Origin of the sequence: Haloarcula ordinaria, assembly GCF_029338275.1 — an archaeon.
Lineage (GTDB): Archaea > Halobacteriota > Halobacteria > Halobacteriales > Haloarculaceae > Haloarcula > Haloarcula ordinaria.
In genome coordinates this window covers 893,091-918,129 of record NZ_CP119789.1, presented here as the reverse complement: position 1 = coordinate 918,129, position 25,039 = coordinate 893,091, and the positions used below count along the sequence as shown (strand labels likewise).

Annotated in this window: 25 protein-coding genes and 1 tRNA gene; 11 read left to right on the top strand and 15 right to left on the bottom strand. The window is 66.5% G+C overall.

Translation table 11 applies throughout. From position 1 onward, the window contains the following. Window positions 1–21: 21 nt before the first annotated feature. Window positions 22–513 (bottom strand): ribosomal protein S18-alanine N-acetyltransferase, encoded by a 492-nt coding sequence (rimI, locus tag P1L41_RS04925; RefSeq protein WP_276297753.1) that lies wholly within the window; start codon window positions 511–513, stop codon window positions 22–24. Between the two features lie 396 nt (window positions 514–909). Further along, window positions 910–2,883 carry an aconitate hydratase gene (locus tag P1L41_RS04920; RefSeq protein WP_276297752.1) on the bottom strand — a complete coding sequence of 658 codons (1,974 nt, stop codon included), beginning with the start codon at window positions 2,881–2,883 and terminating at the stop codon, window positions 910–912. A gap of 142 nt (window positions 2,884–3,025) precedes the next feature. Between P1L41_RS04920 and P1L41_RS04915 the strand changes: the two genes are divergently transcribed. The 4 genes from P1L41_RS04915 (at window position 3,026) to P1L41_RS04900 (ending at window position 5,446) form a co-directional block, all read left to right on the top strand. Further along, window positions 3,026–3,490 carry a deoxyuridine 5'-triphosphate nucleotidohydrolase gene (locus tag P1L41_RS04915; RefSeq protein ID WP_276297751.1) on the top strand — a complete coding sequence of 155 codons (465 nt, stop codon included), beginning with the start codon at window positions 3,026–3,028 and terminating at the stop codon, window positions 3,488–3,490. A gap of 94 nt (window positions 3,491–3,584) precedes the next feature. Further along, entirely contained in the window at window positions 3,585–4,244 is a 660-nt protein-coding gene (locus tag P1L41_RS04910) for a helix-turn-helix domain-containing protein (protein ID WP_276297750.1), read from the top strand. Window positions 4,245–4,330: 86 nt separating this feature from the next. Beyond that, a complete protein-coding gene (locus P1L41_RS04905) occupies window positions 4,331–4,711 on the top strand; it encodes a methylglyoxal synthase (RefSeq protein ID WP_276297749.1) in 381 nt (126 codons plus the stop codon). A 60-nt stretch (window positions 4,712–4,771) separates the two neighbouring features. Then, a complete protein-coding gene (locus P1L41_RS04900) occupies window positions 4,772–5,446 on the top strand; it encodes a hypothetical protein (protein WP_276297748.1) in 675 nt (224 codons plus the stop codon). Between the two features lie 493 nt (window positions 5,447–5,939). On the opposite strand, the gene P1L41_RS04895 is transcribed toward P1L41_RS04900, so the two are convergent. Genes P1L41_RS04895 through P1L41_RS04885 form a run of 3 tightly spaced genes read right to left on the bottom strand, consistent with a single transcriptional unit; the run spans window position 5,940 to window position 7,581 of the window. Beyond that, window positions 5,940–6,650, bottom strand: coding sequence for a DICT sensory domain-containing protein (locus P1L41_RS04895; RefSeq protein WP_276297747.1), 711 nt, complete (start codon window positions 6,648–6,650; stop codon window positions 5,940–5,942). Between the two features lie 21 nt (window positions 6,651–6,671). Next, on the bottom strand, window positions 6,672–7,088 hold the full coding sequence (locus P1L41_RS04890; RefSeq protein ID WP_276297746.1) for a DUF7344 domain-containing protein: 417 nt from the start codon (window positions 7,086–7,088) through the stop codon (window positions 6,672–6,674). A 52-nt stretch (window positions 7,089–7,140) separates the two neighbouring features. Further along, window positions 7,141–7,581: a DUF302 domain-containing protein gene (locus P1L41_RS04885; RefSeq protein ID WP_276297745.1), complete on the bottom strand. Its 441-nt coding sequence runs from the start codon at window positions 7,579–7,581 to the stop codon at window positions 7,141–7,143. 206 nt (window positions 7,582–7,787) lie between these two features. Here P1L41_RS04885 and P1L41_RS04880 point away from each other — a divergent pair, with 206 nt between their 5' ends. Continuing rightward, entirely contained in the window at window positions 7,788–8,939 is a 1,152-nt protein-coding gene (locus tag P1L41_RS04880) for an MBL fold metallo-hydrolase (RefSeq protein ID WP_276297744.1), read from the top strand. Between the two features lie 63 nt (window positions 8,940–9,002). Further along, window positions 9,003–9,716 (top strand): DUF2270 domain-containing protein, encoded by a 714-nt coding sequence (locus tag P1L41_RS04875; protein WP_276297743.1) that lies wholly within the window; start codon window positions 9,003–9,005, stop codon window positions 9,714–9,716. 37 nt (window positions 9,717–9,753) lie between these two features. Here P1L41_RS04875 and P1L41_RS04870 read toward each other — a convergent pair whose 3' ends face one another. The 5 genes from P1L41_RS04870 to P1L41_RS04850 all read right to left on the bottom strand — a co-directional run bounded on the left by P1L41_RS04870 (window position 9,754) and on the right by P1L41_RS04850 (window position 14,684). Continuing rightward, window positions 9,754–10,794, bottom strand: a complete 1,041-nt coding sequence (locus P1L41_RS04870) for a YihY/virulence factor BrkB family protein (RefSeq protein WP_276297742.1) — start codon at window positions 10,792–10,794, stop codon at window positions 9,754–9,756. Window positions 10,795–10,895: 101 nt separating this feature from the next. Continuing rightward, entirely contained in the window at window positions 10,896–11,717 is an 822-nt protein-coding gene (locus tag P1L41_RS04865; protein WP_276297741.1) for a hypothetical protein, read from the bottom strand. Window positions 11,718–11,775: 58 nt separating this feature from the next. Beyond that, on the bottom strand, window positions 11,776–12,546 hold the full coding sequence (locus tag P1L41_RS04860) for a DUF7260 family protein (RefSeq protein ID WP_276297740.1): 771 nt from the start codon (window positions 12,544–12,546) through the stop codon (window positions 11,776–11,778). Between the two features lie 156 nt (window positions 12,547–12,702). Next, window positions 12,703–13,122: a universal stress protein gene (locus tag P1L41_RS04855; RefSeq protein ID WP_276297739.1), complete on the bottom strand. Its 420-nt coding sequence runs from the start codon at window positions 13,120–13,122 to the stop codon at window positions 12,703–12,705. 86 nt (window positions 13,123–13,208) lie between these two features. Continuing rightward, the gene (locus tag P1L41_RS04850) at window positions 13,209–14,684 is read right to left on the bottom strand and encodes a methyl-accepting chemotaxis protein (RefSeq protein WP_276297738.1); all 1,476 of its coding nucleotides are present in this window, start codon (window positions 14,682–14,684) and stop codon (window positions 13,209–13,211) included. A gap of 189 nt (window positions 14,685–14,873) precedes the next feature. Here P1L41_RS04850 and P1L41_RS04845 point away from each other — a divergent pair, with 189 nt between their 5' ends. The 4 genes from P1L41_RS04845 (at window position 14,874) to P1L41_RS04830 (ending at window position 19,661) form a co-directional block, all read left to right on the top strand. Next, the gene (locus P1L41_RS04845; protein WP_276297737.1) at window positions 14,874–15,326 is read left to right on the top strand and encodes a hypothetical protein; all 453 of its coding nucleotides are present in this window, start codon (window positions 14,874–14,876) and stop codon (window positions 15,324–15,326) included. Window positions 15,327–15,601: 275 nt separating this feature from the next. Next, a complete protein-coding gene (locus P1L41_RS04840; protein WP_276297736.1) occupies window positions 15,602–17,155 on the top strand; it encodes a high affinity choline transporter 1 in 1,554 nt (517 codons plus the stop codon). 156 nt (window positions 17,156–17,311) lie between these two features. Beyond that, window positions 17,312–18,331 (top strand): AbrB/MazE/SpoVT family DNA-binding domain-containing protein, encoded by a 1,020-nt coding sequence (locus P1L41_RS04835; protein ID WP_379789140.1) that lies wholly within the window; start codon window positions 17,312–17,314, stop codon window positions 18,329–18,331. A 220-nt stretch (window positions 18,332–18,551) separates the two neighbouring features. Then, entirely contained in the window at window positions 18,552–19,661 is a 1,110-nt protein-coding gene (locus tag P1L41_RS04830; RefSeq protein ID WP_276297734.1) for an agmatinase family protein, read from the top strand. 221 nt (window positions 19,662–19,882) lie between these two features. Here P1L41_RS04830 and P1L41_RS04825 read toward each other — a convergent pair. From P1L41_RS04825 to gnd, 3 genes are all read right to left on the bottom strand, one after another. Continuing rightward, window positions 19,883–19,955 (bottom strand) — tRNA-Arg (locus P1L41_RS04825). A 49-nt stretch (window positions 19,956–20,004) separates the two neighbouring features. Continuing rightward, a complete protein-coding gene (locus P1L41_RS04820; protein ID WP_276297733.1) occupies window positions 20,005–20,589 on the bottom strand; it encodes a 2Fe-2S iron-sulfur cluster-binding protein in 585 nt (194 codons plus the stop codon). Window positions 20,590–20,846: 257 nt separating this feature from the next. Next, window positions 20,847–21,743 carry a phosphogluconate dehydrogenase (NAD(+)-dependent, decarboxylating) gene (gene gnd / locus P1L41_RS04815; RefSeq protein WP_276297732.1) on the bottom strand — a complete coding sequence of 299 codons (897 nt, stop codon included), beginning with the start codon at window positions 21,741–21,743 and terminating at the stop codon, window positions 20,847–20,849. A gap of 86 nt (window positions 21,744–21,829) precedes the next feature. Between gnd and P1L41_RS04810 the strand changes: the two genes are divergently transcribed. Continuing rightward, on the top strand, window positions 21,830–22,912 hold the full coding sequence (locus P1L41_RS04810) for an aminopeptidase (RefSeq protein ID WP_276297731.1): 1,083 nt from the start codon (window positions 21,830–21,832) through the stop codon (window positions 22,910–22,912). Window positions 22,913–22,946: 34 nt separating this feature from the next. On the opposite strand, the gene P1L41_RS04805 is transcribed toward P1L41_RS04810, so the two are convergent. Then, a complete protein-coding gene (locus P1L41_RS04805; RefSeq protein ID WP_276297730.1) occupies window positions 22,947–23,183 on the bottom strand; it encodes a hypothetical protein in 237 nt (78 codons plus the stop codon). Window positions 23,184–23,288: 105 nt separating this feature from the next. After that, complete coding sequence (flaJ, locus tag P1L41_RS04800) at window positions 23,289–25,037, bottom strand: archaellar assembly protein FlaJ (RefSeq protein WP_276297729.1); 1,749 nt, start codon at window positions 25,035–25,037, stop codon at window positions 23,289–23,291. Between the last annotated feature and the right edge of the window lie 2 nt (window positions 25,038–25,039).

The following is a 25,039-nucleotide window of genomic DNA, read 5'->3' as shown; positions in this document are numbered from 1 at the left end:
CGGGTCTCGTCGCGGCCCGGCTCAGAGCAGTCGCACCATCACGAGCGCGTCGTTCCCGTTGCTGTAGTAGTTCGGGATGGTCTTGCGGTGTTCGAAGTCGAACTGGCGGTAGAGGCGGAGCGCCCCGTGGTTGTCGGCACGGACCTCGAGTTTGACCGAGCCGGCGCCGGCCGCGGAGAGGACGGCCAGCGCCCGGCGAAGCAGTGCCGTCGCGACGCCAGTTCGGCGATACTCCGGCGTGACCGCGATGTCCTTGACGTGTCCGAGCGGTGTGCCGTGGTTCGGAATCGTGTCGGCGATGACGTAGCCCGCGACCGACGGGACGCCGTCCCGGTCCGCTTCGGCGACCAGGAACCCGGGTTCGCCGAGATAGCTCTCGAGCGCCGAGAACGGCCAGGGCTGGGGGAAGGCGTTCTGCTCGAGGCGGTAGATCTCGAGCAGGTCCGCCCGCGTGGCTTCCCGGATGGGAGGGCCCTCGACGGAGTCGTCCGGTCCGGGAGCGGTCGTCGTCACGTCCCGACGTAGGAACGGTGCCTACATAGATGTTGTCGCCGGCCGAACGACCGACCACAGGTGCAGTCCAACAGCGTCTCGTTCTCAATTGTGAGATTCGAGTACTCGGATTGAACCGGGGCACGGCGGGCCGCAAGATTCATACGTATCACCGACGAAATTCAGGATGCACCCACTTTGGGTGCCACCACCCCCACCCCCACCCCTCTTTCGATTATTCGTCCTTCCGAGCGACGGGTTCGTGAGCCCTCCGACTGCACTGTCGAGCCGTCTCCCAGCCAGGCACACCTCGTAAGCGACTCAACCAGTAGCAGCGGGACCGGTCGCTCGGAGCGGTGGCTTCGCAGTCGCTCGGTCAGCGGGCGCGAAAAAAGACGGGTCGGTCGAGCGGCGAGTTCAGTCGTCGGCGGGTGCCGCGCCGCCGTCCTCGTGTTGCATCTTCGTGTGGGGCAGCTTGCCACCGTCGGCGAGGATTTCACGTTCGCGCGGCGAGGCGTCCAGCGTCGCGGTCGCCTCCCAGTCGTCGTTGATTCGGATGGTGAACTCCTCCTGTCCGTCGCGGACGGCGTCGGCGACGTCGTCGACGATCTCGATGTCGTCGCCCTGCTCGATGGCCTCGTAGGTCTCGGAGTCGATCTCGAGGGGCACGATGCCGAAGTTGAACAGGTTCGCCTTGTGGATGCGGGCGAAGCTCTGGGCGAAGACGGCCTCGATGCCGAGGTACATCGGACAGAGGGCCGCGTGCTCACGCGAGGAGCCCTGCCCGTAGTTCTCGCCGGCGACGAGGACGCCGCCGGGGGAATCGAGTGCGCGCTGCGCGAAGGTGTCGTCGACGCGCGAGAGCGTGAACTCAGACAGCTTCGGGACGTTCGACCGGTACATCAGGATGTCCTGGGTGGCCGGGATGATGTGGTCCGTGGTGATGTTGTCCTCCATCTTCAGGAGGGCCTCACCGCCGACCTCGTGCTCGAGGGGGTCCTTCAGCGGCACGTCGCCGATGTTCGGGCCCTTGATGAGCTCGTCGTCGACGGCCTCGTCGGGCGCGATGAGGTCGGACTCGGAGTTGCCGATGTAGGAGTCGGGCATCTCCAGGCCGGGGGCCTCCAGGTCGCCCAGTTCGTCGGCGAGGTTGCGCGGGTCGACGATCTCGCCGGTCAGCGCGGCCGCGGTGGCCACCTCGGGCGAACAGAGGTAGACGTTGTCGTCCTCGATACCCGAGCGACCCTCGAAGTTGCGGTTGAAGGTCCGCAGCGAGACCGAATCCGAGGCCGGAACGTGGCCGATGCCGATACAGGCACCACACGTCGCCTCGGAGAAGTTGACGCCGGCGGCCATCATCTCCGCGGTCCAGCCCTCGCGGGCCAGCATCTCGGAGGCCTGCTTGGAACCGGGCGCGACGATCATCTCGGTCTTCTTGTCGATGTTTCGGCCTTCGAGCATCTTGGCCGACGGGAGGATATCCTCGTAGGCACCGTTCGTACAGGAGCCGATGATGACCTGCTCGACGTCGACGCCCTCGACCTCGCTGACCGGGACGACGTTGTCCGGCATCGACGGCGTGGCGATGAGCGGTTCGAGGTCCGAGAGGTCGACGACGATCTCGTCGTGGTACTCGGCGTCGTCGTCCGGGACGACTTCCTCGTAGACGTCCTCGCGGCCGAGCCGTGAGAGGTAGTCCTTGGTGTTCTCGTCGGTCGGGAAGATAGAGGAGGTGGCACCGAGCTCGGTCCCCATGTTGGTGATGGTCGTCCGCTCGGGCACCGAGAGCGTCTCGACGCCGGGGCCGGTGTATTCGAGCACCTTGCCGACGCCGCCCTTGACGCTCAGGCGACGGAGCAGCTCTAAGATGACGTCCTTCGCGGTTGCCCACTCGGGGAGCTCGCCCTCGAGTCGGACGTTGACGACTTCGGGCATCTCGATGTAGTAGGCGCCGCCGCCCATCGCGACGGCGACGTCCAGGCCACCCGAACCGATGGCGAGTTCGCCGAGGCCGCCGGGGGTCGGGGTGTGGGAGTCCGAGCCGAGCATCGTCTTGCCGGGCGCGGCGAAGTTCTCCTTGTGGACGTTGTGGCAGATACCGTTGCCGGGTCGCGAGAAGTGGGCACCGAACGTGCCAGCCGCAGAGCGCAGGAAGCGGTGGTCGTCGGTGTTCTTGAAGTCGAACTGGTAGGTCTGGTGGTCGCAGTACTGGGCGGCCAGTTCCGTCTGGACCTCCTCGAGACCCAGCGCCTCGAACTGCAGCCAGACGAGTGTTCCCGTCGTGTCCTGTGTCAGCACCTGGTCGATCTCGATTCCGATTTCCTCACCGGGTGTGAGGTCACCTTCGACGAGGTGTTCGTCGAGGATTTTTTCCGTGAGTGTCTGTCCCATAACAGTCCGAATGTCGACGGCGCGAACCTATAAATCCCGCGTATTCTTCCTTATTTTGCGTGCTGTTTCTTCCCAAGCCGTCCGGCGATTCGGACGAAGCGGGACCCACAAACCTTTCGGTCGGCCGGTCACAGAGCCAGGTATGTTCAAGAGTGGGCAGTTCGTCGCGTCGAAACTCGACGGACTTCGAGAGACGCAGGTCCAGCCCAACGGCGTCGACCTCACCCTCGGGGCGGTGTACGAACAGGTCGAACCGGGTCGTATCGAACGGGGCGGGAAGACCATCGGCGAGCGCGAGGAGTGTGTGGCCGAGGACGGCGTCTACCACATCGACCCCGGCGGCTACGTCGTCGAGTACGCCGACCGCGTCGTCATCCCGGAGGGCCACGTCGGCTTCCTCTATCCCCGCTCGTCGCTGCTGCGGAACTCGTGTATGCTGGATACGGCCGTCTGGGACGCGGGCTACGAGGGCCGGGGCGAGGGACTGCTCGAGGTCCACCATCCCATCGAACTCGAAACGGGGGCGCGAATCGCGCAGCTCGTCCTCGCCGAGGCGGCCCACGAGGGGACCTACGAGGGGTCCTACCAGCACGAGAACCTGGACTGAGACGACAGCGGGGGGACAGGGCCGGCTGCCGGAGCCGGAAGACGTGTTATTTCGTTGACGGGGATTTATCACCGTTCACCGCGCACAGCAAGACATGATAGTCGAATTTCACGTCGGTGCGTCGTTTCTCCACGAGACGGCCACCGACGTCCCGGAGGCAACCATCCGAGTCCAGCAGCTCCACTGTGCCAGCAACGGCTGCCGGACGGTAATGGCCTTCGAGTCAGTCGACCGGGGACCTATCGACGCGGCGCTGGCCGGCGACGAGAGCGTCGACGCGTCGACCCACGTCTCGACGACCCGGAGAGGGCACCTGTACTCACTGGACACACAGGACCACGTCCTGACGACGGTGGGCCGCAGCCTCGTCGGCGGGAACAGCGTCCTCGAGGGCGCAACGCGGGACGGCGACGTCTGGGTGGTCAGGGCCCGATTCCCGAACAAGGGGACGGTGCTGGCGTTCAGAGACGAGCTGGCCGACAGCGGCGTCGATATCGACATCCAGTCGTTCACCGAGGACGACGAGGTGCAGCCACAGTACGGCATCACCGACCCCCAGCAGGAGGTCCTGTTGCTGGCACTCGAACGGGGGTACTTCACCGTCCCCCGGGAGGCGTCGCTCTCGGACCTCGCTGCCGCCCTGGATATCTCGAGTCAGGCGGCCTCCGAGCGCATCCGACGGGGAACGCGGTCGCTGCTCGAGAACACGCTCGGGGACAGCGACAGCCGACTCGTCGAGTCGTCGCCGCAGTAGGCGAGGGGCGACGGAGAGACGGCCGTCCCACTCTCGCCGGCCGGTCAGGGCCCACACTTTACTCCCGTCGGGCCGCAGCTCACTCCATGACGCGCGTCGCACTCATCGCTCACGACGACGAGAAGCCCGAGATGATATCGCTGGTACAGGACTACGAGGAGCTCCTCTCGACGTTCGACCTGGTCGGAACCGGGACGACCGGCCAGCGCATCATAGACGAGACGGGACTGGACGTCGAGCGGAAACAGAGCGGGCCTATCGGCGGCGACGCCCAGGTGGGGGCCGAAGTCGCCGACGGGGCGATAGACGCCATCGTCTTCCTGCGCGACCCGTTGACCGCCCAGCCACACGAGCCGGACATCACGGCGCTGTTGCGTATCTGTGACGTCCACGACGTGCCGATGGCGACCACGAGGACGTCGGCCGAGTTCGTCCTCGACGGACTCGACCGCCGCGAAGCGGAGTGACGGAACGCCACAAGGGCTACTATCGTCCAGTCCTCAAAGGCGAATGTGACACGACGTGCTATGGAACGCGGGTTCGAACGCTACCTCGCGGACCTCGTCGAGGAGACGTACACGGCCTTCGACGTGGCCGCCGTCCTCCGCGGGTCGCGAAGCGGGGGGAGCAGGGTGGTGAGCAAACTGCTGAAAAACAGCCGACCGCTGGAACGGCACGTCGTCCGGCCGAAACTGACCGAGTACGAGCGGACCATCGGTCGACAGTTCGAGACGGTCCTGGACTACGCCGCCGGCGACGCGCCGTTCGACCGGTACACCGACGAGATTCTGGCACGCGACATCTACTGGGACGCCCTGCGCAACGGCGTCCGCGGCGAGCGTCGAGAGGCGATTCGCGACCGACTGCTGGCCCGTCAACGGGCCTTCGGAGACGACATCGCCCCCATCGTCGACGCCGAGAGCGACGAGTTCGTCCCGGCCGTGGCCGAGGCGTACGACCGGGAGGACGCCGTCGCGCTCGTCGAGGAGCACCTGGCGTTCAGCGCGCCCCTCCACGAGGAGCGCAGCGCCTTCGCGTTCGAGCTCGACATTGACCCCGGGGACATCCTCGGTGGGCTCGCGCGGGCGCTCCCGTCGATTTCGGTGGAGTTCACCGACGAGGCGCTCCGGGCGATGCGCCGCGCCGAACAGCAGGTCATCCCGCAGGCCACCTCGGAGATCGAACGGGCCTACCAGTCGTGACTCGGCGGCGGTACCGAAAGCGGGAACGAAGCCGGCCCCGCGCTGGCACGGCGCGGGACCGGCGAAAGACGCGATAGCGGACGAGACGGGTGGCCCCGTCTCCTGCTGACTGCCTCTGACTGACACGGCAGGCGCAGTTCGGTCCGGACGGAGCCCGATTTCGACTCCGGACTGACATGTATCATGACAGCGGCCGCCACGAGCGCGCGTGGCCGGTGGTGCCATCGGCCCGACCTCCTGCCGGCCAGCACCTACCGAGCCGAGCGGCAAATAACCTACGGAAAATGTTACTTCGAATCCGAGTCAATTTATTCTCTATTCGTTAGCCCCCAAAGCGACCAGAGACAGCAGGTCCCCGATGGCAGGTAATCACATGATAGTTGATACGTTCGCCCAGCGTGCGATGCTCGGCGGCATGCTATCAGCCAGGGGTCCAGGTCGGAGTCGCCGTGCGCGCGTGTCGTGTGACGGGGTACCGATACTCGACCCGTCGTCAGGAGAGCGACTCGGCGGCGAGGGCGACGGTCTCCGGGTCGTAGGTCCAGAGCCCCCGGTACCGGCCCGGTTCGGTCTCCTCGGCGATGAGGGCGCAGGCCTGCCATTCGTTCCCGCCACCGTCGAACAGGAGGAACCAGTACCGGCCGACCGTCTCGGCCGGCCCGGTGTGGACGGTCAGCGGGCCCGGGTCGAACGCCTCGGGCACCGTGTCCTCGCGCAGGTAGACGTGGACGTCGAGGTCGGTCGTCGCCGCCAGGCGGCGATAAGTCTCTCGCTGGGCCTCGAAGGCCGCCCGTCGCTGGAACCCAACCCGGAGCGTCCCCCGTCCCACCCGCCAGGCACGGTCCTCTATCTCCCGGGAGGTCGCGAGCAGCTGTCGCCGGTCGAGGGAGACGAACAGCGTGTCGTCGAGCAGGTCGACGACCGGCCGGTAGCCGGGGTCGACGTCGTCCAGCTCCCACGGGAGGAACTCCGTCGGGGAGAGGAAGGAAAGCAGGTCCTCCAGCGCGAGGGCACCGAGGAACTGGTCGTCGTCGCGGACGACGAGGAAGCCGCCGGGCGCCGAAAGCGGCAGCGCTCGCTGTTCGACGGTCGCGTTACGCGCCGACAGTCGCTCGGCGAGGTCGAGTCCGGCGTCGGTCGGTGCGTAGACGACGATGGTCTTGCGAGCGTCGTCCACGGCGTCGAAGAGCCTGTGGAACTGCATCGTCGGGACTCGTCGGGTCGGTTACTCCGAGGGGCGACCGCTGCGGTCGAGCACTCGCTCGTACTCCTCGGCGAAGCGGATGACGTCCTGGACGGGATCGGCGAGTGGTTCGAGCCGGACCTCTCCGGCCTGGTCGTCGAACTCAACGAGTCCGATGTCGTCCAGGAGCGGCAGGTGAGCGTGCACGAGTTCGATCTTTATCTGTGCCCACTCGTCGGGGCCGGCGGGGCCGTCGATGGTGGTCTGCCACCCGACGATGATATCGGTGAGGTCGTCGACGGCGATCTCCGGCCGGTCGAGGAGCACCGAGAGGACGTGACACCGGCGTGGCCCCGCCAGTGCCTTGAACAGCGCTGTCGGCGGGGGGGCCACGTCGTCCGCGAGCTCCCACGAATCCGCGGTGGTGAAGAGGTCGGGGCGGTCGGTGTCTCGGTCCATCGGAACAGATGGAGATTCGTGAACGAGCGGTTTATAATTTCCCCCGACCACCTCACAGATTCGCGAACGCTTCCTCGACGTATTCGCCGGTCTCTGCGACGATATCGGCCATCGCCTCGTCGTCGGGAGCCATGCCGACGAGCCGGGCGATGCGCATGATGCTGACGTGGTAGACCGTCTGGACACCCGGCTCGGCCTCCCAGATGACCACGTTACACGGGAACAGGCCGCCGATGCGATTGTCGGAGGCGGAAAGTGCCTTGTCGGCGACCGCCGGGTTGCACGCGCCCAGCACGTAGTACGGGTCACGGTCGGCGTCGACCTTCTCGTTGAGCAGGTCCGAGGGCGAGAACTCGACGGGGAAGCCGAAACCGGCGTCGGCGAAGGCTTCGCGGACGTGTTCGATAGCGTCCTCGTGGTCCATCTCCAGCGTGGTGCGTTTCTCGCCGATGGCGTCGGCGTCGAGCGCAGTCGGGTCGATTGGGAGTGTCATCGTCGGTATATTGTTCGAACGACTCAAAACTGTTGTGCACGCATGCGAGATACCGACGCGTCGGGTCGGGCCAGCGAGCAACGGTGGCCGACGGGAGACGGGCGGCGACACCCACCAGCGACTGCCGGCCGGACACCCGGCGCTCGGTCCTCGTCCGAGTCAGTGGTGTAGACACGTACAAAACTGTGCACTGCGTAGGGTGGGCCGTGTTCGAAGTCATCACTGCTCGCCAGCTCGCAGCGATGTTGGACGACGGAGCGGCGTTCACACTCGTCGATACGCGGCCACGCGAGAGTTACGAGGCGTGGCACGTCCCGGGCGCGGTCAGCTTCCCCTTCGGCCCGACGGAGGAGCTCACCGAGAGCCGCTTGCCCGAGGTCACCGAGCTGGTCGGCGACTATGACGAGCCGGTCGTGACCATCTGCGGGAAGGGCGTCACGTCGGCGAACCTGGCGGTGAACCTCGACAGACAGGGGTACGACGAGGTGTTCGCCGTCGGCGGGGGGATGCGCGAGTGGAACGAACTGTACGAGACGGCGACCCACGAGCCGGACGACGACCTCGTCGTCGTCCAGCTCCAGCGCCGCGCGAAGGGCTGCCTCTCCTACCTCGTCGGGTCCCGTCGGGCTGGCGACGCCGTCGTCGTCGACGCCGGCCGCCACACCGACCAGTACATCGTCCGCGCGGCGGAGCTCGGCCTCGGTATCACCCGGACGCTCGATACACACGTCCACGCGGACCACGTCAGCGGCGGCCGGGAGCTGGCCGACCGGCTCGGGATTCACTACCACCTGGGGGCCGGCGCGAGCGACCGCGACGTCGACGTCGACTACGTCCCGCTCTCCGACGGCGAGTCGGTCAGCGTTGGCGAGGTCCCGCTGACGGCGCTGTCGACCCCGGGCCACACCTCCGAGATGACGAGCTACCGGCTGGGTGACCTGGCGCTCTTCTCGGGCGACGCGCTGTTCGTCGACTCGCTGGGCCGAACCGAGCTCCAGTTCGGCGACGAAGGGGCCGCCGAGGGGGCCAGGATGGCCTACGAGACGCTCCACGAGGTGTTCGCCGGCCTGTCGGAGGACCTGCTCGTGCTCCCGGGCCACGTCGACGTCTCCGCGGCCGGCCACTACAGCGTCGGGGCACCGGGCGTCCTGGTCGGGGAGCGACTGGAAGCGGTTATCGACGGTCTCGAGCAGTTCGGCCTCGACGAGGCGGCGTTCGTCGACCGGATGACGACGAACCTCTCGGAGAAACCCGCGAACTACGAGCGCGTCATCCGCATCAACCGGGGCGTCGAGGCACTCACCGACCCCATCGAGGCAATCGATGTCGAGACGGGCCGCAACAACTGCGCGGTGTGATAGTCGTGGTAGAAGTGCAGCATATTCACAAGACTTTTCGGCCGTGACCGACGAACAGAGAGCATGACATCACAGCGGGGCGAGCAGGCGTCGGAGGACGCCCGGTCGCTCGACCCGAGGGTCGGTGAGGGGCTGCTCGACGTCGACATGGGGCCGAGCTCCGCGCTGGCACACCTCTACCGTGGCGAGATTCACCGGATGAAACTGTGGCGCGAGCGCCTCGACAGGACGACCAACTGGGCGGTCATCCTGATGGCGGCCGTGCTCACCTGGGCGTTCACCAACGAGACGAACCCCCACTACGTCATCCTCATCGGGAACGCCGCCGTCGTCCTCTTCCTGGTCATCGAGGCCCGCCGCTACCGCGCGTACGACATCTGGCGGAGCCGGGTGCGCTCGCTGCAGCAGAACGTCTGGGCCCGCGGCCTCGACCCGGGCCGCGACCTCGGCGACGAGGGCTGGCGGGAGTCCCTGGCCAGGGACTACGACCGACCCACGCTGAAGATCAGCGCCGAGGAAGCCATCGCGCACCGCCTCCGCCGGGTCTACCTGCCCATGTTCGCCATCCTGAACGGCGCGTGGCTCCTCCGCGTGACGGCCTTCGACGGGACGGCCTGGCCGAACAGCGCCGCCGTCGGGATGATTCCAGGCGTCGTCGTCACCGGACTGGTCGGCCTGTTCATGCTCCTGACCGTCGGTATCGCCTGTCGCCCGCGGACCTGGCACGCGACCGGCGAGCTGCGGGCCGAGGACCTGCGTGAGGCGGCCGACGACTGACGGGGCCGTACCGTGACAGGTGGGCGTGTGGGACGCGTCACTCCTCCTCGTTTGGCCACCACCGCAGGGTGAGCGCGACGGAGGTATCCAGGCCGAACACGCCGGTCGCCTGCTCTATCTTCGCCCGCTGTGGCCCGTCGAGGACGAACCGCTCGCCGTCCAGCTCCACCGTCATCGTCCCGCTCTTCTCGTCGACGGCAGTCGAGAGCGCCTCGAGGTCCGCGACCAGTTCGGCCCGGTCGATAGTCGCGATACTGGCGCCTTTCCGTCGCGGGACCCCGCCGAAGACGGGCGTGATGTCCACGTCGTTCGACCGGTTCGAGAGGACGGCGTTGATGGCCGCGCCCAGCAGGACGACCAGCCCGATGACGTAGAGCCAGGTCAACAGGACGAGGATACTGGCGATGAGGTTCCCGCCCGTCCCGCCGGACTTGAACGTCGTGAACAGCGCCTGGGCGACGGTGATGCCGACGGCGGCGAACGCCGCGCCGGGGACGACCTCGACGAAGCCGACGTCCAGGTCCGGGAAGATGTAGTACATCGGGTAGAAGACGAGAAAGAGGCCGAAGACGGTGGCCACGCCCCGCAGCAGCGCGACGAGCATCCCGCCACCGTCGAAGGCGAACAGTCGCCCGAGCAGACTGGTCGCGACGACGGCGACCGCGACGGTCACGAGCAACAGCAGGCCGTCGCCGATCTGGTCGGTGAAGGAGTTCTTCGCCTCGCTCTCGTAGATGTCCGAGAAGGCGGTGTCGAGACCCCGGAAGATGCGGAGCGCCCCCCAGACGAGGAAGACGATGCCGAGCACCGACACCGACGTGTCGGCCTCCGCCAGCCCCTGCTGGATGACGCCGCTGGCCTGTTCGGTCAGCACGGCCTCCATGATGCGGACGATAGAGTCCGCGAGCGCGACGTTCTCCGTGCGCTGGACGATAGTGAGCAAGAGGAGGAGCAAGGGGAGAATCGAGAGGAAGGCGTGGTAGGCGATGGAGCCGGCGAGGAACGTGATCTTCTCCGTCCTGACCTCGTGCACGATTGCCCGGAGTATCTCTGCGACGCGGGCATTGCGACCTGACATGCTGGTGACGTTAGCGTGGAGGGGTCAAATAGACGAGGGCGGGACGACATCGCGACGTCCGCGACAGACCGACAGCGACTGGCGCAGGTATCTACGGCGGGTCAACCGCCAGCCTCGGAGCGGAGCGCCGACTGGTTAGCCTCGACCCACGCTGGCTGGAACACCGTCGTCTCGTTCACCGCCGAGACCCGCTGGCGGACAGTGACCAGGACCGGGTCCGGACCCGCAGTCGCCTCGTAGCGGTAGACCAGTGCCACGACGAGGCCGTCCTCCCTGACGGTCACCCGAGCGGTCTCGTTGCGCCGGTCGGCAAAGGAGACGGGGATGACCGGCCCGGAGAGACGAACTGGGGTCGTCGACCGGAGCACGACGCCGTCGTCGGTCACTCGCTGGACCCGGTAGTCGGCCGCGGCGAGGAGCCGACCGGGCAGCTCGGTGCCGAGCAGGTGGAACGACGGCGGGTCCGGGTGGCGGCGGCTCACGACGGTGCTCCCGTCGGAGAACCGGGTCCGGGTCCAGAACGCCGACCCGTCCGTCCAGACCTCGCTCTCGACCACGCCCGGCGAGAAGAGACCCGTAGACGACGCCGTGAACTGCTCGATGGCGGCCCCATCCGGCCGGTTCCGCCGGTCGCGCTCGATTCGGACCTGGCCGTCGGCCCCCTCGATGACGGTGGTACGCTGGAGGCGGTACGACGACGTGTTACGGACTCGTCGGTCGGCCCGGCGGAGGCGGACGGTGTCGAGTCGTCGGGTGTCGGCGTCGGCCGTCGCCGCCGGGACGCCGGGCGCGAGCGGCGGTTCGAATTCGGGGACGTCGACCGGCGTCACCGTGGCGTCGCCCGCGGCGTCGTCGAACAGTCCCGAACAACCGGCGGTCACGGCGAGCAGGAGTACCAGCACGTGGACGAGTGACCGCCTCATCCTCAGTGTCTTGTGACGGCAGGAGTAAAAGCGAGTGGGCGCATCCGAACGCCGACCGTCATCGGAGACACCGCTGCCGGATGGCCTGAATCGACGCGAGGCAGTCGGTGATGGCCGCCAGTCCCGGACAGGTTGCCTCGAACTCCCCATAGAGGAAGTCGACGAGGCTGTCGCCCTCGATACCGGAGAACGAACCGACCGTCCGCTTGTGGAGGCGTGTCTGGCGCGCTCCGGCCAGGTCCGTGCATTCGCGTTTCAGCGTGGTCAGTCGGTCGTCGATCCGGCCCAGTTCGACGCTGTCGTCCGCGTCCGTCACAGCCTGGCTGAGTTCGTGGGCCTCGCGCTCGCACTCGTCGAGCGCCTCGCGGATCGCACACAGCGACTCGCGCTCCCGGTCCAGGACCCGCAGGAACTCGGTCCGCTCCTGGGCAGCCTGTTGGCTCCCCGTCTCCAGCGACTCGTGGAGGATTGGCGTGAGCCGGTGACCGTCGACAATCTGTGTGGCCACGTCGGCGCCGAATTCGGCCGTCACGTTCTGCCGGAGCGTCTCGTCGTACTCGCTGTCGAAGTGGCGGGTGGCCATCACCGTCTCACGGTAGGCGGTCCGGACGGCCCGGAGACCGTCCGACGGCGTCGGTTCGCCGGTGCTGAGCGCGACCGTCTCACCGCCGGACGCGACGGCCAACGGCGACGACGGTGGCGACGGTTCGATGGTCGCCAGCCGCCGCTGGAACCGACGGAAGGCCCGTCGCTCGTCGGTCAGGAGCCGTCTCTCGCGGTCCAGAACGTCGAGCGCGCGCTCGATGCGAGGGTGGGTTGTTTCGGGCATGACTTGTGTCGCGCTCCGCCTCGCCCGACGAGTGGGCCAGGCGGACGACGTGAGTCAATCCACCGTGGCCGACAGTTAGGCAGTTGCTATGACGGATATATATCCCACCCGCCCGAACGGAGCGGTCTATATCGCTCGGTAGCCTACCGGGGACGGCTACCGGACGACGGTCACGGGGACCGGACACCGCTGGAAGACCGTCTTCGCGACGTTGCCGACGAACAGCCGGTCGACGAACTTCCCGGCGTGGCTGCCGATGATGACCGTATCGAAGTCCTCGGCCCGGGTGACGATAGCTCGCCCCGGCCGACCGGTTCGGACCTCGGTCTCGATGTCGGCGTCGTACTCGGCGGCGACGGCTTCGGCGTGGTCGAGCACGTCGCGGGCGTACTCGCGGGCGGTGGCCTCGACGTCGTCGGACAGCGCGAGACTGGTCGCCTGGCCGAGCATCGCGGACGGCTCGCCGACCACGTGCAGGACAGTGACCGCGGCGTCGGGGTGGGCTTCGAGCGCGTACCGGAGCGCCCGTTCGCCCATCTTCGGGTCGGCCATGGGAACGAGAACGCGCGAAATCATACGTCACCTACGCTCGTCTGGCCTATAACCGCTGGGGGAACCCAGGTCGGACGGGTCGCCTGCCCGTGTATCTCGGGCGGCGGGCGCTATCCGGTGGTCGACGTGTCGGTGCGCAGCTGCCGGACCCGGGCTTCCAGTTCGGCGATGGCTTCGGACTGGTCGTCCGTCGTCGCCACGATGTTGGCCGCGGCGTCCTCGGTGTCCGACGCGTGTTCGAGCGACTGCTCCAGCGTCGAGGTCAGCTCCTCGACCGTCGCCGCCTGGTCGTCGGTCGCGCGCGAGACGTCGCTGATGCCGTCGGCCGCCTCGTCGATGGCCTCGGCGATGTCTTCGAACGCCGTGAGCACGTCGTCGATCTGGTCGCTCGCCGTCTCGATCTGCTGGTGTGACTGCTCGGCCGCGTCGACGGTCGAATCGGTCTGGGCCTGCAGTCGCTCGATGTTGTCGGTTATCTCCTCCGTGTGCTGGCGCGTCTCGTCGGCGAGCGTCTTCACCTCGTCGGCGACGACGGCGAAGCCGCTGCCGGCCTCCCCGGCGCGGGCCGCCTCGATGTTGGCGTTCAGCGCGAGCATGTTGGTCTGTTCGGCGACGTCCGAGATGACCCCGACGACGTCCTCGATGTCGTCCATCCGGTCGCCGAGGTCGGTGACCGACTCGACGAGGTCCTCGCCGATGTCGGTGACTTCGTCGGTGGCGGCGTGGGCGTCCTCGGAGGCCTCGAGACCCTCGTTTGCGGCCTCTCGTGCCGTCGTTGCCGCGTTCTCGACCTCCTCAGAGGTCGCGGCGACCTCCTCCATGCTGGCCGAGAACGAGTGCATCTCATCGACGCTCTCGCCGAGCAGCTCGTTTTGCTCGTCGACGTTGCGGGCGATGGCGTCCGCGGCCGTGACCGCTCGCTCGACCGAGTCGCCGAGCTGGCTCGTCTGCTCGTCGACGCGGGCGACGATATCCTGGAGGTCGGCGGCCATCTCGTTGACCTCGTCGACCACGCCGAGCAGCTGTGAGTCGATGGCCTCGCTGTCCGAGAAGGAGGCGCGAGCGTCGAGGTTCCCGGCCATCAGCGCCCGGAGTGTCGCCGACACCTCGTCGACCAGCGCCTCGATGGCCTCCTGTCGTTGCCGCTCCTCTGTCAGGTCGTGGACCATCTCGATGGCGCCCTGCAGTTCGCCGTCCTCGTACACCGGCATCACGGTGACTCGGGCGTAGTGCTCGACGTTCCCGCTGTGGTCGGCGACCCGGTCCTCTTTGACGTAGAGGTGGCGCGACGCGTCTTCGACTGTCAGCCCGTAGACGTCGTCGGCCGTCTTCGGCGCGGCGAGCACCTGCTCGATCATCGTCTCGTCGCTGCTGTCGTAGAGGAGCATCCCGATGTCGGTCCGTCCGCACGCGTCGGCAGCGGAGATACCGGTGAGTGCTTCCATGTCGTGGTTCCACGCCTGAATCGTCCCGTCGGTCGAGATGACGAAGGCGGCCTGGGGAATCCCGCTGAGCAGCGCCTGTTCGCTCATCCCGAACTCGGGGGTAGTAGCGTCCTCAGAGGACGAATCGATAGTTTTCGACATGGCCACTAGTTATTGGGTGAGCGATGAAAAGTTATGCCCAATAACGTGTCAACTGGTGTGTCTTTGGTCACGGAATCGGCGGTACTCGCCACTGCACAGCTCCGCCCGCGGGGAGGGCGCGGACTGCGTCGTGATCCGGCCCCAGCTAGCCGAAAACGTGGTATGTCCGTACCACGTACGCAAACCAACGTGCTTCCCGCCAGCCGCTGTCGTTCGTTAGTCCTCCCTGACGGAATCCAACGGGCGATAGCCGAGAGCATCGAGGCCAGCCATCCCGACGAGGCCGGCGGGTATCTCGCCTGCGACCGGCGCGGAAACCGACTGTTCGCCGTCGACCACGTACCCCTGGAGAACGAGTCAGAGACGCCACGCACCCGGTTTGTCTCGACTGCGGCCAGCGTCCCCGACCGACCACGCGTGTTCTACCACTCGCACACCTCGTCGTCCTCCCAGTCGGGGCTGACCAGCGTCGACCGGAGCAACATTCCGGACCGGTACGCACTCGTGGTGTTCGCCCCCCACGGCGAGCCCTTCAGCTACCGGTTCTTCCGCCGCGGTGTGTTCAACTGGCGAGAGGTGCCGGTGCGGGCTCCCGTCGACGGTCAGCTGGATGAGATGGAACGCCTGCCTCGGCTCATCTGAGACGGACTCGACTCCTTATATTTGTTAAACGCTCGAAGGAGACTCCTATCTCCTCAATCTGTAGGTTCTTCCTCCTATCTGGTTGAACAGTGGGAGTTCGTTCGAGTCTCACTATAGGGAGTAAACAATGACAGGATAAGGCCTTTTTAGAGTGAGTATTTTTCAACTTTCGTGCGACCTATCATGTCGAAGTCCGATGCGTACCGCGGTAAGAGTGGTGAAAACTGCATTATTCGGCGTATCGAGTGGACGAACGGTCAGGCGGAGGTGGCGCGATGAGCCTGATTCTCTACGGGCTAGCGGGGATGATACTGCTCACGATGGGTGTCGGGCTCTTCGTCGCCAAGAAGATTCAGGGCGACAGCGTCAACTACATCGTCGCCGGCCGGGGGCTCATCTTACCGCTGGCAGCGGCGACGTTGATGGCCCAGTCGCTCGACGCGAACGCGACGCTCGGTAACACGGACCTCACTGCCAGCTTCGGGTTCTGGGCCGGGGCCGCGTTGCCCATCGGCCTCGCGGGGTGTCTGTTCCTCACGGGGCTGTTCTTCGCCAAGCCGATGAACAGGATGGACCTGATGACGCTGCCGGACTTCTACCGGCGCAAGTACGGGCGCACGGTCGAGGTCGTCGCCTCGCTCATCATGGTCCTGTCGTTCTCGCTCCTGTTGGGCGGGAACCTCGTCGCCGGCGGCTTCCTCTTCCAGACGTTCATGGGGACCACGTTCGTCGAGGGCGTCCTGATTATCTCGGCCGTCGTCTTCGTCTACACCATCGCTGGCGGGCTGTTCGCGGTGGCCTACACCGACGTCATCCAGGCGTTCGTCGCGCTCGCCGGCTCCATGGCGCTCATCGTCTACATCGCGATGAACTACGGCATCACCATCCCCGAGGGGATGGGGCCGACCGCCGTCGTCCAGATCAACCCCTTCGACAACTCGGCGGGGTCGTGGATCAACCTCGCGACCATCTTCGCGCTGGCGCTGGGTGACATCGTCGCCATCGACTTCATGGAGCGCGTGTTCGCCGCCGACAGCCCAGAGACGGCACAGAAGGCCTGTTTCGCGGGCTCGGCCGGGACGCTCATCATCGGGATTCCGTTCTCCATCGTCGCCCTGTCGGCGAACAGCATCCTCTCGTCGATCGGTGTCGAAGCCGGCGAGCAGGCCGTGCTCTACGTCCTCCTGCAGGAGGCGGTCCCGCCGTGGCTGGCCGTGCTCGTCCTCGCCGGCATCGTCGCCGCGTCGCTCTCTACGGGAGACGGCGCTATCCTCGGCACGTCGGCGGCGCTCGCCCGGAACGTCCTCGGGATTCGCGACCCGGACTCGCCGGGCGAGGGCGTCAAGGCGGACGGCTCGGGCATTCTCAGCAAGGGGTCGGACAAACTCCTCGCCGCGACGCGCGTCATGGCCGTCCCCATCACCATCCTCGGTGCGTTCTTCGCGATACAGGTGAGCGCGACCGGGATGTTACTGGTGCTCGCGTTCGACGTGGCCTTCGCCGGGTTGCTGGTCCCGCTCGTCTTCGGCATCTACAAACCGGAAATCGCGACCGGGCCCGCAGCGCTCGCCGGGATGCTCTCGGGTTCGTTGACGCGGCTGTTCTTCTTCGTCACCATCCCGACGACCTACGCCATCCAGAACAACCTCCTGTACATCGAGAACAGTCTGGTCCCTGCGGGCTGGGACGGGCTGGTGACGTTCATCGCACCGGTGGTCGGACTCACGGTGTTCCTCACCGTCGCCTTCCTGACGAAGGACGACTACCCGACCTACGAGGTCACCGGACGGGGCCGCCGGACCATCGTGGCTGGCGGTGAGGACGACTAGAACCGACCGTTCGCCCAACGATTCCAGTTCTGCAGGTATTGTGTCAACCGGTATCGGTATACGACTATAGAAGTCTCGTTTATCCATGCTCGCTCTCGAACGTCTGTCACGTCGGGTTGCGGGGGCGTACCCGTGAGGCGGAACGACCCCGTCCGGATGAAACGGAAGGTCCAGCAGCTCGGCTCTTCGACGCTTGCAGTGACCGTCCCGGCCGACTGGGCGCGCTATCACAGTATCGAGAAGGGCGACGAGGTCATCGTCCAGCGCGACGAGAACGGCGGGTCGCTGTTGCTGGTGCCGGAACAACCCAAAGTCGAGGACATCGAGACCACCATCGACGCCGACCGGCTGACCGCGGCGGCGCTCGAACGAGCCATCGTCACCCAGTACGTCCTGGGTCGACAGCTCATCCGCATCGAATCGACGGCGCCGATGAGCCTGGAGTGTACGAACGCCATCCTGGACGCCGAACGGCGGCTGATGGGGCTGGGAATCGTCGAGCAGGCCGAGACGACCGTGACCGTCCGCTGCTCCGTCGCCCCCGGGGATTTCGAGCTCCCGACGCTGCTCGGCCGGCTGAGCCGGACCGAGGCCATGATTCGTCACGACGCGGTCTCGGCGCTGCTGGAGGGCGACGCCGACGCCACACAGCGGGTCGAGAGTCGAAGCGAGCAACTCGAGAAGCTGTACTACCTCTTCCTGCGGCTGGTGTTCGCCACGTACCGGAACCCCCGACTCAACAGGGCCGTCGGCCTGGAAACCGGGTTCCCGCTCATCGGCTACCGGTCGGTCGCCCAGGACGTCTCACTGATGGCCGATACGGCCGTCGAAATCGGCACGCTGGCAGCGGACGTCGACCAGGCCCCGGACGAGACGACGGCGTCCATGTTCCGGGACCTCGCCGACGCGCTGGACGAGGCGGCCAGCGCGACCCGCGACGCCGTGACGACGCCGGACTACGACGCGACGGAGGCGGCGCGCGAGGCGTTCGACCGCGTCGACGAGCGGGCCGCGGCGCTGAACGACCATCTGATGGCCGAACGGCCCGAGCCGCTGCTCGCCCTCCAGCGTGCCGTCGTCCTGCTGGAGCGGAGCGCCAGGCACTCGCGGGACAGTCTCACCGTGGCGACGCACCTGGCGTTCCGGGCCGACTCCTCGCTCGTCAGCGAGGAGTGAATTTTCGCGAGGGGGACTCACCGAACGGCGATCGCCAGCACCGCCCGCGCGCTCGTCCTTAAATTCCTCTAGGAGGCACGTACGGTACATGCGTACACCGGGTCATCAGGGTGGCTATTACACATCCGAAGGAAAGTTTTTCAGTATGACTCGGTCACGAACACACGTCGAAGTAATCTGCCGAAACGCGCACTGATAGCGCTAAAAAGACTACAAACCAATGACCGAAGACCGAAACGGCGAAGATATCTACGGCGAGAAGCACAAGGAAGCGAACGAACCCATCTTTAGTGGCATCCCGACGTTTCTCAAACTCCCCGAGGTAGATCGGGACGAACTCGACGAGGAGGACGTCGACATCGGTATCGTCGGGGCGCCGCTCGACACGGCGACGACCATCCGCCCGGGCACCCGCTACGGTCCGCGGGCGGTCCGCGCCGCTTCGACGGTCCCGTCCCCGCCCTACGAGCACTTCAACATCGAGACCGGGGTCGACCCGTTCGACAACTTCAGCGTCGCCGACACCGGCGACGCACAGGTCTCACCCGGCGACACCCGCCAGAGCCAGCTGAACATCGAAGACGCCGTCTACGAAATCAGCGAGCAGGCGACGCCCATCGTCATCGGCGGCGACCACTCCATCTCCTACCCCGACATCAAGGGGTGGGCCGAGGCCAACGGCTACGAGGACATCGGCCTCATCCACTTCGACTGCCACGCCGACACCGGCGAGGACGGCCTCACCGGCTTCGAGTACGACCACGGCGCGTGGGTCAAGCGGGTCTACGACGAGGACATCATGGCCGGTGAGAACTACACGCTCATCGGGCCCCGCGGGTTCTGGCCGGGCCCGGACACCTACGAGGACATGCGCGACGCCGGCATGAAGTGGTACACGGCGATGGAAGTCGGCCGGATGGACCTAGACGACATCGTGAAAGACGCCGTCCAGCGAGCGACCGACGGGACCGACGCCGTCTGGGTCTCCTTCGACGTCGACGTGATGGAACCGGCCTACGCACCGGGTACCGGCGAACCCGAACCCGGCGGCCTCATCCCGCGCGAGGCCATCTACATGGTCCGCGAGGTCGTCAAGGCGCTCGACCCCGAGGACTTCGGCTTCGACGTCGTCGAGGTCTCGCCCGCATACGACGTCAGCGACTCGAACTCCTACAACGGCGGCATCACCAGCGGGTTCGCCAACCGGCTCATCATCGAGGTGATGGGGAGTATGGCACTGGCGGAGCAGGGCCTCGAATCCGGTGACCCCATCAAGCCCAAGCAACCACTCGGTCCGACCGAAGAGGCCGAAACGCCGGCCGACGACTGAGACGCCGTCTTCTTTTGCTGGTGGCCGGGCGTTGGGGGCTCCGTGCCGTCCCGACGGTCCACCATTGCGGTTTGCTCCCGGTTCGTTCACGGCAGTTCACACGAAAAGCGGACGGCGAGGGATTCGAACCCGATGCGAGACATCGCTTCGCTCGTCTCGCGTGGTTCGAACCGCTCTTCGGTTCGCTATTCGCTCGTCACGTCCGTTCCTCGCAGAGATAGCGGGCGGCGAGGGATTCGAACCCCCGACCATCTGGTCCGGAACCAGGCGTTCTGTCCGCTGAACTAGCCGCCCACAGAAAGCAGTATTGGAGTGGTCGTCTTAACGGTTGGGAACCCGGGCGTCAGGGCGACTCGCCGGTCTCGATGGTGAAGTCCGAGACGGGGTAGGCGACACAGGTCAGGCAGTAGCCGTCCTCCATGTCGTCGTCGAACAGCGAGTCGTTCTGGCTGTGGCGGATGAAGTCCTCGGCCGGGCCGTCCTGAATCTGGCCGGAACAGGAGATACACTGGCCCTGCCGGCAGGCGTAGGGGAGGTCCCAGCCCTCCTCCTCGCCGGCGTCGAGCAGGTTCTCGTTGTTCGCGACCTCGATCGTCGTGCCCTCCTTCGCGAACTCGATCTCGTAGTACTCGACCTCGTCGTCGGCGATGGCGTCGGGGTCGAAGCCGACCTCCTCCTCGGCTTCCTCGCCCTCTTCGAGTTCGCCCTCGGCCCCGCCGGCTGGGATGGCGCCGGCGGGAGCGCCGCCACCGATAGAGCGGTTGTATGGCTCGGGGAAGTCCGTCTCGGGTACCGTCGCGGCGCGCTGTTCGAGCACCTGCTGGGAGATGTCCTCCGGTGCGTCCCACCCGGTGCCCTTCGCGTAGTGGAGCGCCACTGCGACGAGCGTGAGCGTGGCCCCGGCGGCGATGCCAACGAGTTCAACCATATGCGCGGCTATGGAGTACTGGGTTAACTAACCTTTGGATTCCTCGCGGCCGCAGGCTGGCGGTTTCCACCGACTCGCTGCATTCCGTAGTCGGCACCGGCTCCGTCGGCGACCGCTCTCCGTTCCGGTTCGAAGGCCCTCCTTTCAGTCGGGCCCCTCGCTACTCGCGGTTCCCGTCGGTCACCGCTAGTGTTCCGAGCCCCCTCGCTGCGCTCGGGCGCTCGCTTTCGAGGCCTCGAACGAAGTGAGAAGCCTCGCTACCGCCGCGGGACCTCGTGTCGCCCGAACCCGTAGCGCAGTCGGTTCGCCAGCCGTCGCGAGAACCGGCCGTCGTCGGCCCGCGAGCCGAATCGCTCGGCGAGCGCCTGATAGATGAGCGGCACCGGTACCTCCTGTTCGAGCGCCTCCTGGACCGTCCAGGTACCCGTCGACCCGCCCTCGACGCGGTCGGCGACGTCGCCCAGGTCGGTGCCCTCCTCGCGGAACGCCTCCTCGCAGAGTTCGAGCAGCCACGAGCGGATGACCGCGCCGTTGTTCCAGGTCCGCGAGACGGCCTCCAGGTCCAGGTCGTAGCGACCCTCGGCAAGCAGTTCGAACCCCTCGCCGTAGGCCTGCATCAGGGCGTACTCGACACCGTTGTGGACCATCTTCACGTAGTGGCCCGACCCAGCCGGGCCCATCCGGTCGTGGCCCGCCGGGCCGGTGGCGACGGCGTCGAACACCGGCGTGAGTTCGTCGTAGGCCCACTCTGGACCGCCGACCATCAGCGAGAACCCCAGTTCCGCGCCGGCGGGACCGCCGGAGGTCCCGCAGTCGAGATACGCCGCGTCGGTCGACTCGGCGCGACGGACCGAGTCCTCGAAGTAGGAGTTCCCGCCGTCGACGACCACGTCGTCACCGTCCACGAGGCCGTCGAGTTCGTCCAGCGCCGCGTCGACGGGGTCGCCAGCGGGCACCATCAGCCAGATGCGTTTCTCCGCGCCCAGCTCGTCGGCCAGGTCGGCGATGGAGTCCGCCGGGGTCGCACCGGCGTCGGCCGCCCCGGCGACGGCTTCCTCGTCGATGTCGAAGACCACCACGTCGTGGCCCGCGTCCAGCACGCGGTCGACGACGATACGGCCCATGCGTCCCAGTCCGATGACGCCAAGTTCCATACTCGCAGGTCAGCGACCGGGCAGGTAGGGGTTGCGATTCCCGCGAGCGACCGAGGTGTTTTCTCCCTCGCAGGCGACCAGCGGACATGGACGAACGGATTCACGAACACGCACGGACGCTCGTGGAGTGGAGCGCCCGCATCGAGGCCGGGGACGACGTCGTCGTGCAGGTAGAAGAGGGCGCACACGACCTCGCGGTGGCCGTCGCCGAACAACTCGGCGAGAAGGGGGCGAACCTCGTCGCGACCTACAGTTCCGACGAGGTAACGCGGGCGTACCTGCGGGCGTTCGACGGCGAGTTCGAGGCCGACCCGGACTACGAGCTCGCGCTGTACGAGCAGGCCGACAGCGTCCTCGTGTTGAAGGGGTCGAACAACACGGCCGGGAGCGTCGACGTCCCCGGCGACCGACGGCAGGCCTACGCCACGGCCCGCCAGGACATTCGCGAGGCCCGCCTCGACACGGACTGGGTCTCGACGCAGCACCCGACGCGAGCGATGGCCCAGCAGGCCGGGATGGCCTACGAGGCCTACAAAGACTTCATCTACGACGCCACCCTCCGAGACTGGGCGGCGCTCGCCGAGGAGCAGGCGCGGCTGAAGGACATCCTCGACGCGGGCGAGACGGTCCGTATCGTCGCCGAGGGGACGGACCTCACCCTCGACATCACCGACCGCATCGCCGTCAACTCAGCCGCGAGCGTGGCCTACGACTCGCACAACCTCCCCTCGGGCGAGGTGTTCACCGCACCCGCTGACACCGCCGGCGTCGTCACCTTCGACGTGCCGATGACGGTCCAGGGCCGCCGGGTCAGCGGCGCGAAACTGACGTTCAAGGACGGCGTCGTCGTCGACTGGGAGGCCGACCAGGGCATGGACGTCCTCACGGAGGTCATCGAGACGGACGGCGGGTCGCGGCGGCTCGGCGAGCTTGGCATCGGCATGAACCGCGGCGTCGACCGTATCACCGACAACATCCTCTTCGACGAGAAGATGGGCGGCACCGTCCACCTCGCGCTCGGGCGCGCCTACGACGCCTGTCTGCCCGAGGGGGAGACCGGTACCGAGAGCGCCGTCCACGAAGACCTCATCACGACGATGGGCGAGGGGTCACGACTCGAAGTCGACGGCGAAGTCGTGCAGGCAGACGGGACGTTCACGTGGGAGTGACTGGCGGCAGCGGACGCTAGAGGCGCTGGACCGGTCAGTCCTCGGACTCGACCGCGGCGGTGTGTGCCGGCTGTGACCCGGCCTTGATGGCGGCGGTGTACGCCCGCTCCGTCTCGACGAGCGCCGCGATGACCATGTCGGCGAACTCCTGGTCGCGTTCCAGGTCCACCTCCTCGAGGACGGTCGAGAGTGCGTCGTACGCCACCGCGAGCTGCGCCTTGTGTGACTGTCTGGTCTGCCGGCCGTGCCGGTCGGATGAACCCGTAGCCATACGAGTCACTGGGCCCACAGACGTGTTAGTAAACCACAGTTTAACACCCCGTGACTGGCACCAAGCGCCCCTGAGACGCTGGGTTCGGCGCGGCCCACGGGGCCGTCATATCTGGAGGAACTGCGTCACCAACCACTTGGTGAAAGTCCCGGTGAGCGCGCCGATCCACGAGAGGATGACGAAGTGCATGTAGGTGTTGGCCTTGTGGCCGCCGTCGACGGTCCGGATCATCAGCGCCGACAGCATCGCCGAGAACATGATGATGATGATGAGCAGGAACTCGATAAGCGGGATGTTGTAGACGCCGGTGTTGATGAGCGAGCCGACGTCGAGCTGGCTCCCGGCGTCGAGGTCGAGCGACATCTGGGCCAGGATGTTGACGACCTGCAGACCGATGAAGAAGGCGAACGTCGAGGCGGCCGTAATCCCGTACAGAAGTCCGACCAGCGTCGTCGCGGCCTGTTTCCGTTGCTGGCGCAACTGGAGGACCTCGTTCATGTTCGCGGCGATGAGTTCGCCCAGTTGCTTCGGCGAGCCACCCATCTCCCTGCCGACGAGGTACATCTCGGAGAACGTCTGGATGAGGTAGGACCGACAGTCCGCGGTGAAGTGCCGCCAGGCGGCCGTCGGTTCGATGCGCATGTTGAGTCGCTTGTAGAGGTCGTTGATGTTCTCCGTCAGCGGACCGAAGTCTTTCTTGCGGAGCGTCCGGAGGACCATCCCGGTCGTCGACTGCTTTGCCCCCTCGGTCGCCCCGAGCGCGCGGATGAAACTCGGAAACTCGTTGTCCCGCCCCTTGATCTTCTGCTCTTCCTGCCGGAAGACGATACCGGGGTACATCATCGGCGTGATGGGGACGACGGCGTAGAACGGGAGCGGCACCGACTCGAACATGAACAGGACGTCGTTCAACGTGAGGGGAGTCACCCCCAGCAGACTCGCGAGGACGAAGCCGACGAGGGCCACCGAGAGGCCCACACCGAGGTACATCGACCGGTCGAGGCGCTCCTCGACGGGCGAGGGGTACTCCTCTGGGTGGAACCACACCGGGTCGTACGGTGCCATCGACCGGATGGCCAGGAAGAAGCCGCTCTGGACGAAGACGAACATCACGATGACGGCGCTGACGGTCATCGTGGGGTTCGTCCCGGTCAACACCGGCAGGACCACGGCGAAGACGAGCGCGAACGTCATCGACAGAATCATCGACAGGTAGAGGTCCTTCATCACCTCGAGGCTGTCGAGCGAGCTCTCGTAGACCGTCGAGTAGTGCTGGATGATCTGGTCCTGTTCGGACAGCAGGTAGTCTTCCAGTGACTGTCCGGCCCCGAGCGTGTAGGCCAATCGGTCGAGGAAGTCCGAGAAGGCGTCGCTCGGAACCTCCTTCGCGCGCCGCCGGCAGGCGTCGTCGAGACTCTGGTTCCAGGTGTCGACCAGCTGGACGATGCGGTGCATCTCCAGGGAGAGCTCGCCGTACTCGTCTTCCTGTGCGAGGGTTCGAAACACCTCCATCCGATCGATCTTCGTCGTCGCCAGCACCGTCATGTGGGTGATGAGCAGGTGAAACCGGTTGTTGAGCTCGCGTTTGCGCTGGCTCAGCAGGATTTTGGGGTAGAAGACCGCCGAGACCATCGCGAGAAAGCCCAGCAGCGGGATGGGCGCCTTGATGGCCAGCGGCAGGTCGAGCGCGAGCGCGGCGACCACCGAGAGGAGGAAGAAGCCGGCCGACGGTCCGAGGATGAAAAGGAGGTACCGCTCGACGGGAATCGTCATCTGCCGGTAGGACTCGGCCAGTCCCTGGACCGTCTCGGAGATGGTCAGATCGAGGCCGTTCTCCGCTTCACCCTGTGCCATCG

Excerpts from the sequence above, each read along its gene's own strand:
- P1L41_RS04875 (WP_276297743.1), top strand. The coding sequence starts at position 9,003 with ATGACATCACAGCGGGGCGAGCAGGCGTCGGAGGACGCCCGGTCGCTC.
- flaJ (WP_276297729.1), bottom strand. The coding sequence starts at position 25,037 with ATGGCACAGGGTGAAGCGGAGAACGGCCTCGATCTGACCATCTCCGAG.
- P1L41_RS04890 (WP_276297746.1), bottom strand. The coding sequence starts at position 7,088 with ATGGACCGAGACACCGACCGCCCCGACCTCTTCACCACCGCGGATTCG.
- P1L41_RS04855 (WP_276297739.1), bottom strand. The coding sequence starts at position 13,122 with ATGATTTCGCGCGTTCTCGTTCCCATGGCCGACCCGAAGATGGGCGAA.
- P1L41_RS04910 (WP_276297750.1), top strand. The coding sequence starts at position 3,585 with ATGATAGTCGAATTTCACGTCGGTGCGTCGTTTCTCCACGAGACGGCC.
- P1L41_RS04870 (WP_276297742.1), bottom strand. The coding sequence starts at position 10,794 with ATGTCAGGTCGCAATGCCCGCGTCGCAGAGATACTCCGGGCAATCGTG.
- P1L41_RS04805 (WP_276297730.1), bottom strand. The coding sequence starts at position 23,183 with ATGGCTACGGGTTCATCCGACCGGCACGGCCGGCAGACCAGACAGTCA.
- P1L41_RS04810 (WP_276297731.1), top strand. The coding sequence starts at position 21,830 with ATGGACGAACGGATTCACGAACACGCACGGACGCTCGTGGAGTGGAGC.
- P1L41_RS04835 (WP_379789140.1), top strand. The coding sequence starts at position 17,312 with ATGAAACGGAAGGTCCAGCAGCTCGGCTCTTCGACGCTTGCAGTGACC.
- P1L41_RS04865 (WP_276297741.1), bottom strand. The coding sequence starts at position 11,717 with ATGAGGCGGTCACTCGTCCACGTGCTGGTACTCCTGCTCGCCGTGACC.
- P1L41_RS04905 (WP_276297749.1), top strand. The coding sequence starts at position 4,331 with ATGACGCGCGTCGCACTCATCGCTCACGACGACGAGAAGCCCGAGATG.
- P1L41_RS04885 (WP_276297745.1), bottom strand. The coding sequence starts at position 7,581 with ATGACACTCCCAATCGACCCGACTGCGCTCGACGCCGACGCCATCGGC.
- P1L41_RS04915 (WP_276297751.1), top strand. The coding sequence starts at position 3,026 with ATGTTCAAGAGTGGGCAGTTCGTCGCGTCGAAACTCGACGGACTTCGA.
- P1L41_RS04860 (WP_276297740.1), bottom strand. The coding sequence starts at position 12,546 with ATGCCCGAAACAACCCACCCTCGCATCGAGCGCGCGCTCGACGTTCTG.
- P1L41_RS04850 (WP_276297738.1), bottom strand. The coding sequence starts at position 14,684 with ATGTCGAAAACTATCGATTCGTCCTCTGAGGACGCTACTACCCCCGAG.
- P1L41_RS04920 (WP_276297752.1), bottom strand. The coding sequence starts at position 2,883 with ATGGGACAGACACTCACGGAAAAAATCCTCGACGAACACCTCGTCGAA.
- gnd (WP_276297732.1), bottom strand. The coding sequence starts at position 21,743 with ATGGAACTTGGCGTCATCGGACTGGGACGCATGGGCCGTATCGTCGTC.
- P1L41_RS04820 (WP_276297733.1), bottom strand. The coding sequence starts at position 20,589 with ATGGTTGAACTCGTTGGCATCGCCGCCGGGGCCACGCTCACGCTCGTC.
- P1L41_RS04895 (WP_276297747.1), bottom strand. The coding sequence starts at position 6,650 with ATGCAGTTCCACAGGCTCTTCGACGCCGTGGACGACGCTCGCAAGACC.
- P1L41_RS04840 (WP_276297736.1), top strand. The coding sequence starts at position 15,602 with ATGAGCCTGATTCTCTACGGGCTAGCGGGGATGATACTGCTCACGATG.
- P1L41_RS04830 (WP_276297734.1), top strand. The coding sequence starts at position 18,552 with ATGACCGAAGACCGAAACGGCGAAGATATCTACGGCGAGAAGCACAAG.
- P1L41_RS04900 (WP_276297748.1), top strand. The coding sequence starts at position 4,772 with ATGGAACGCGGGTTCGAACGCTACCTCGCGGACCTCGTCGAGGAGACG.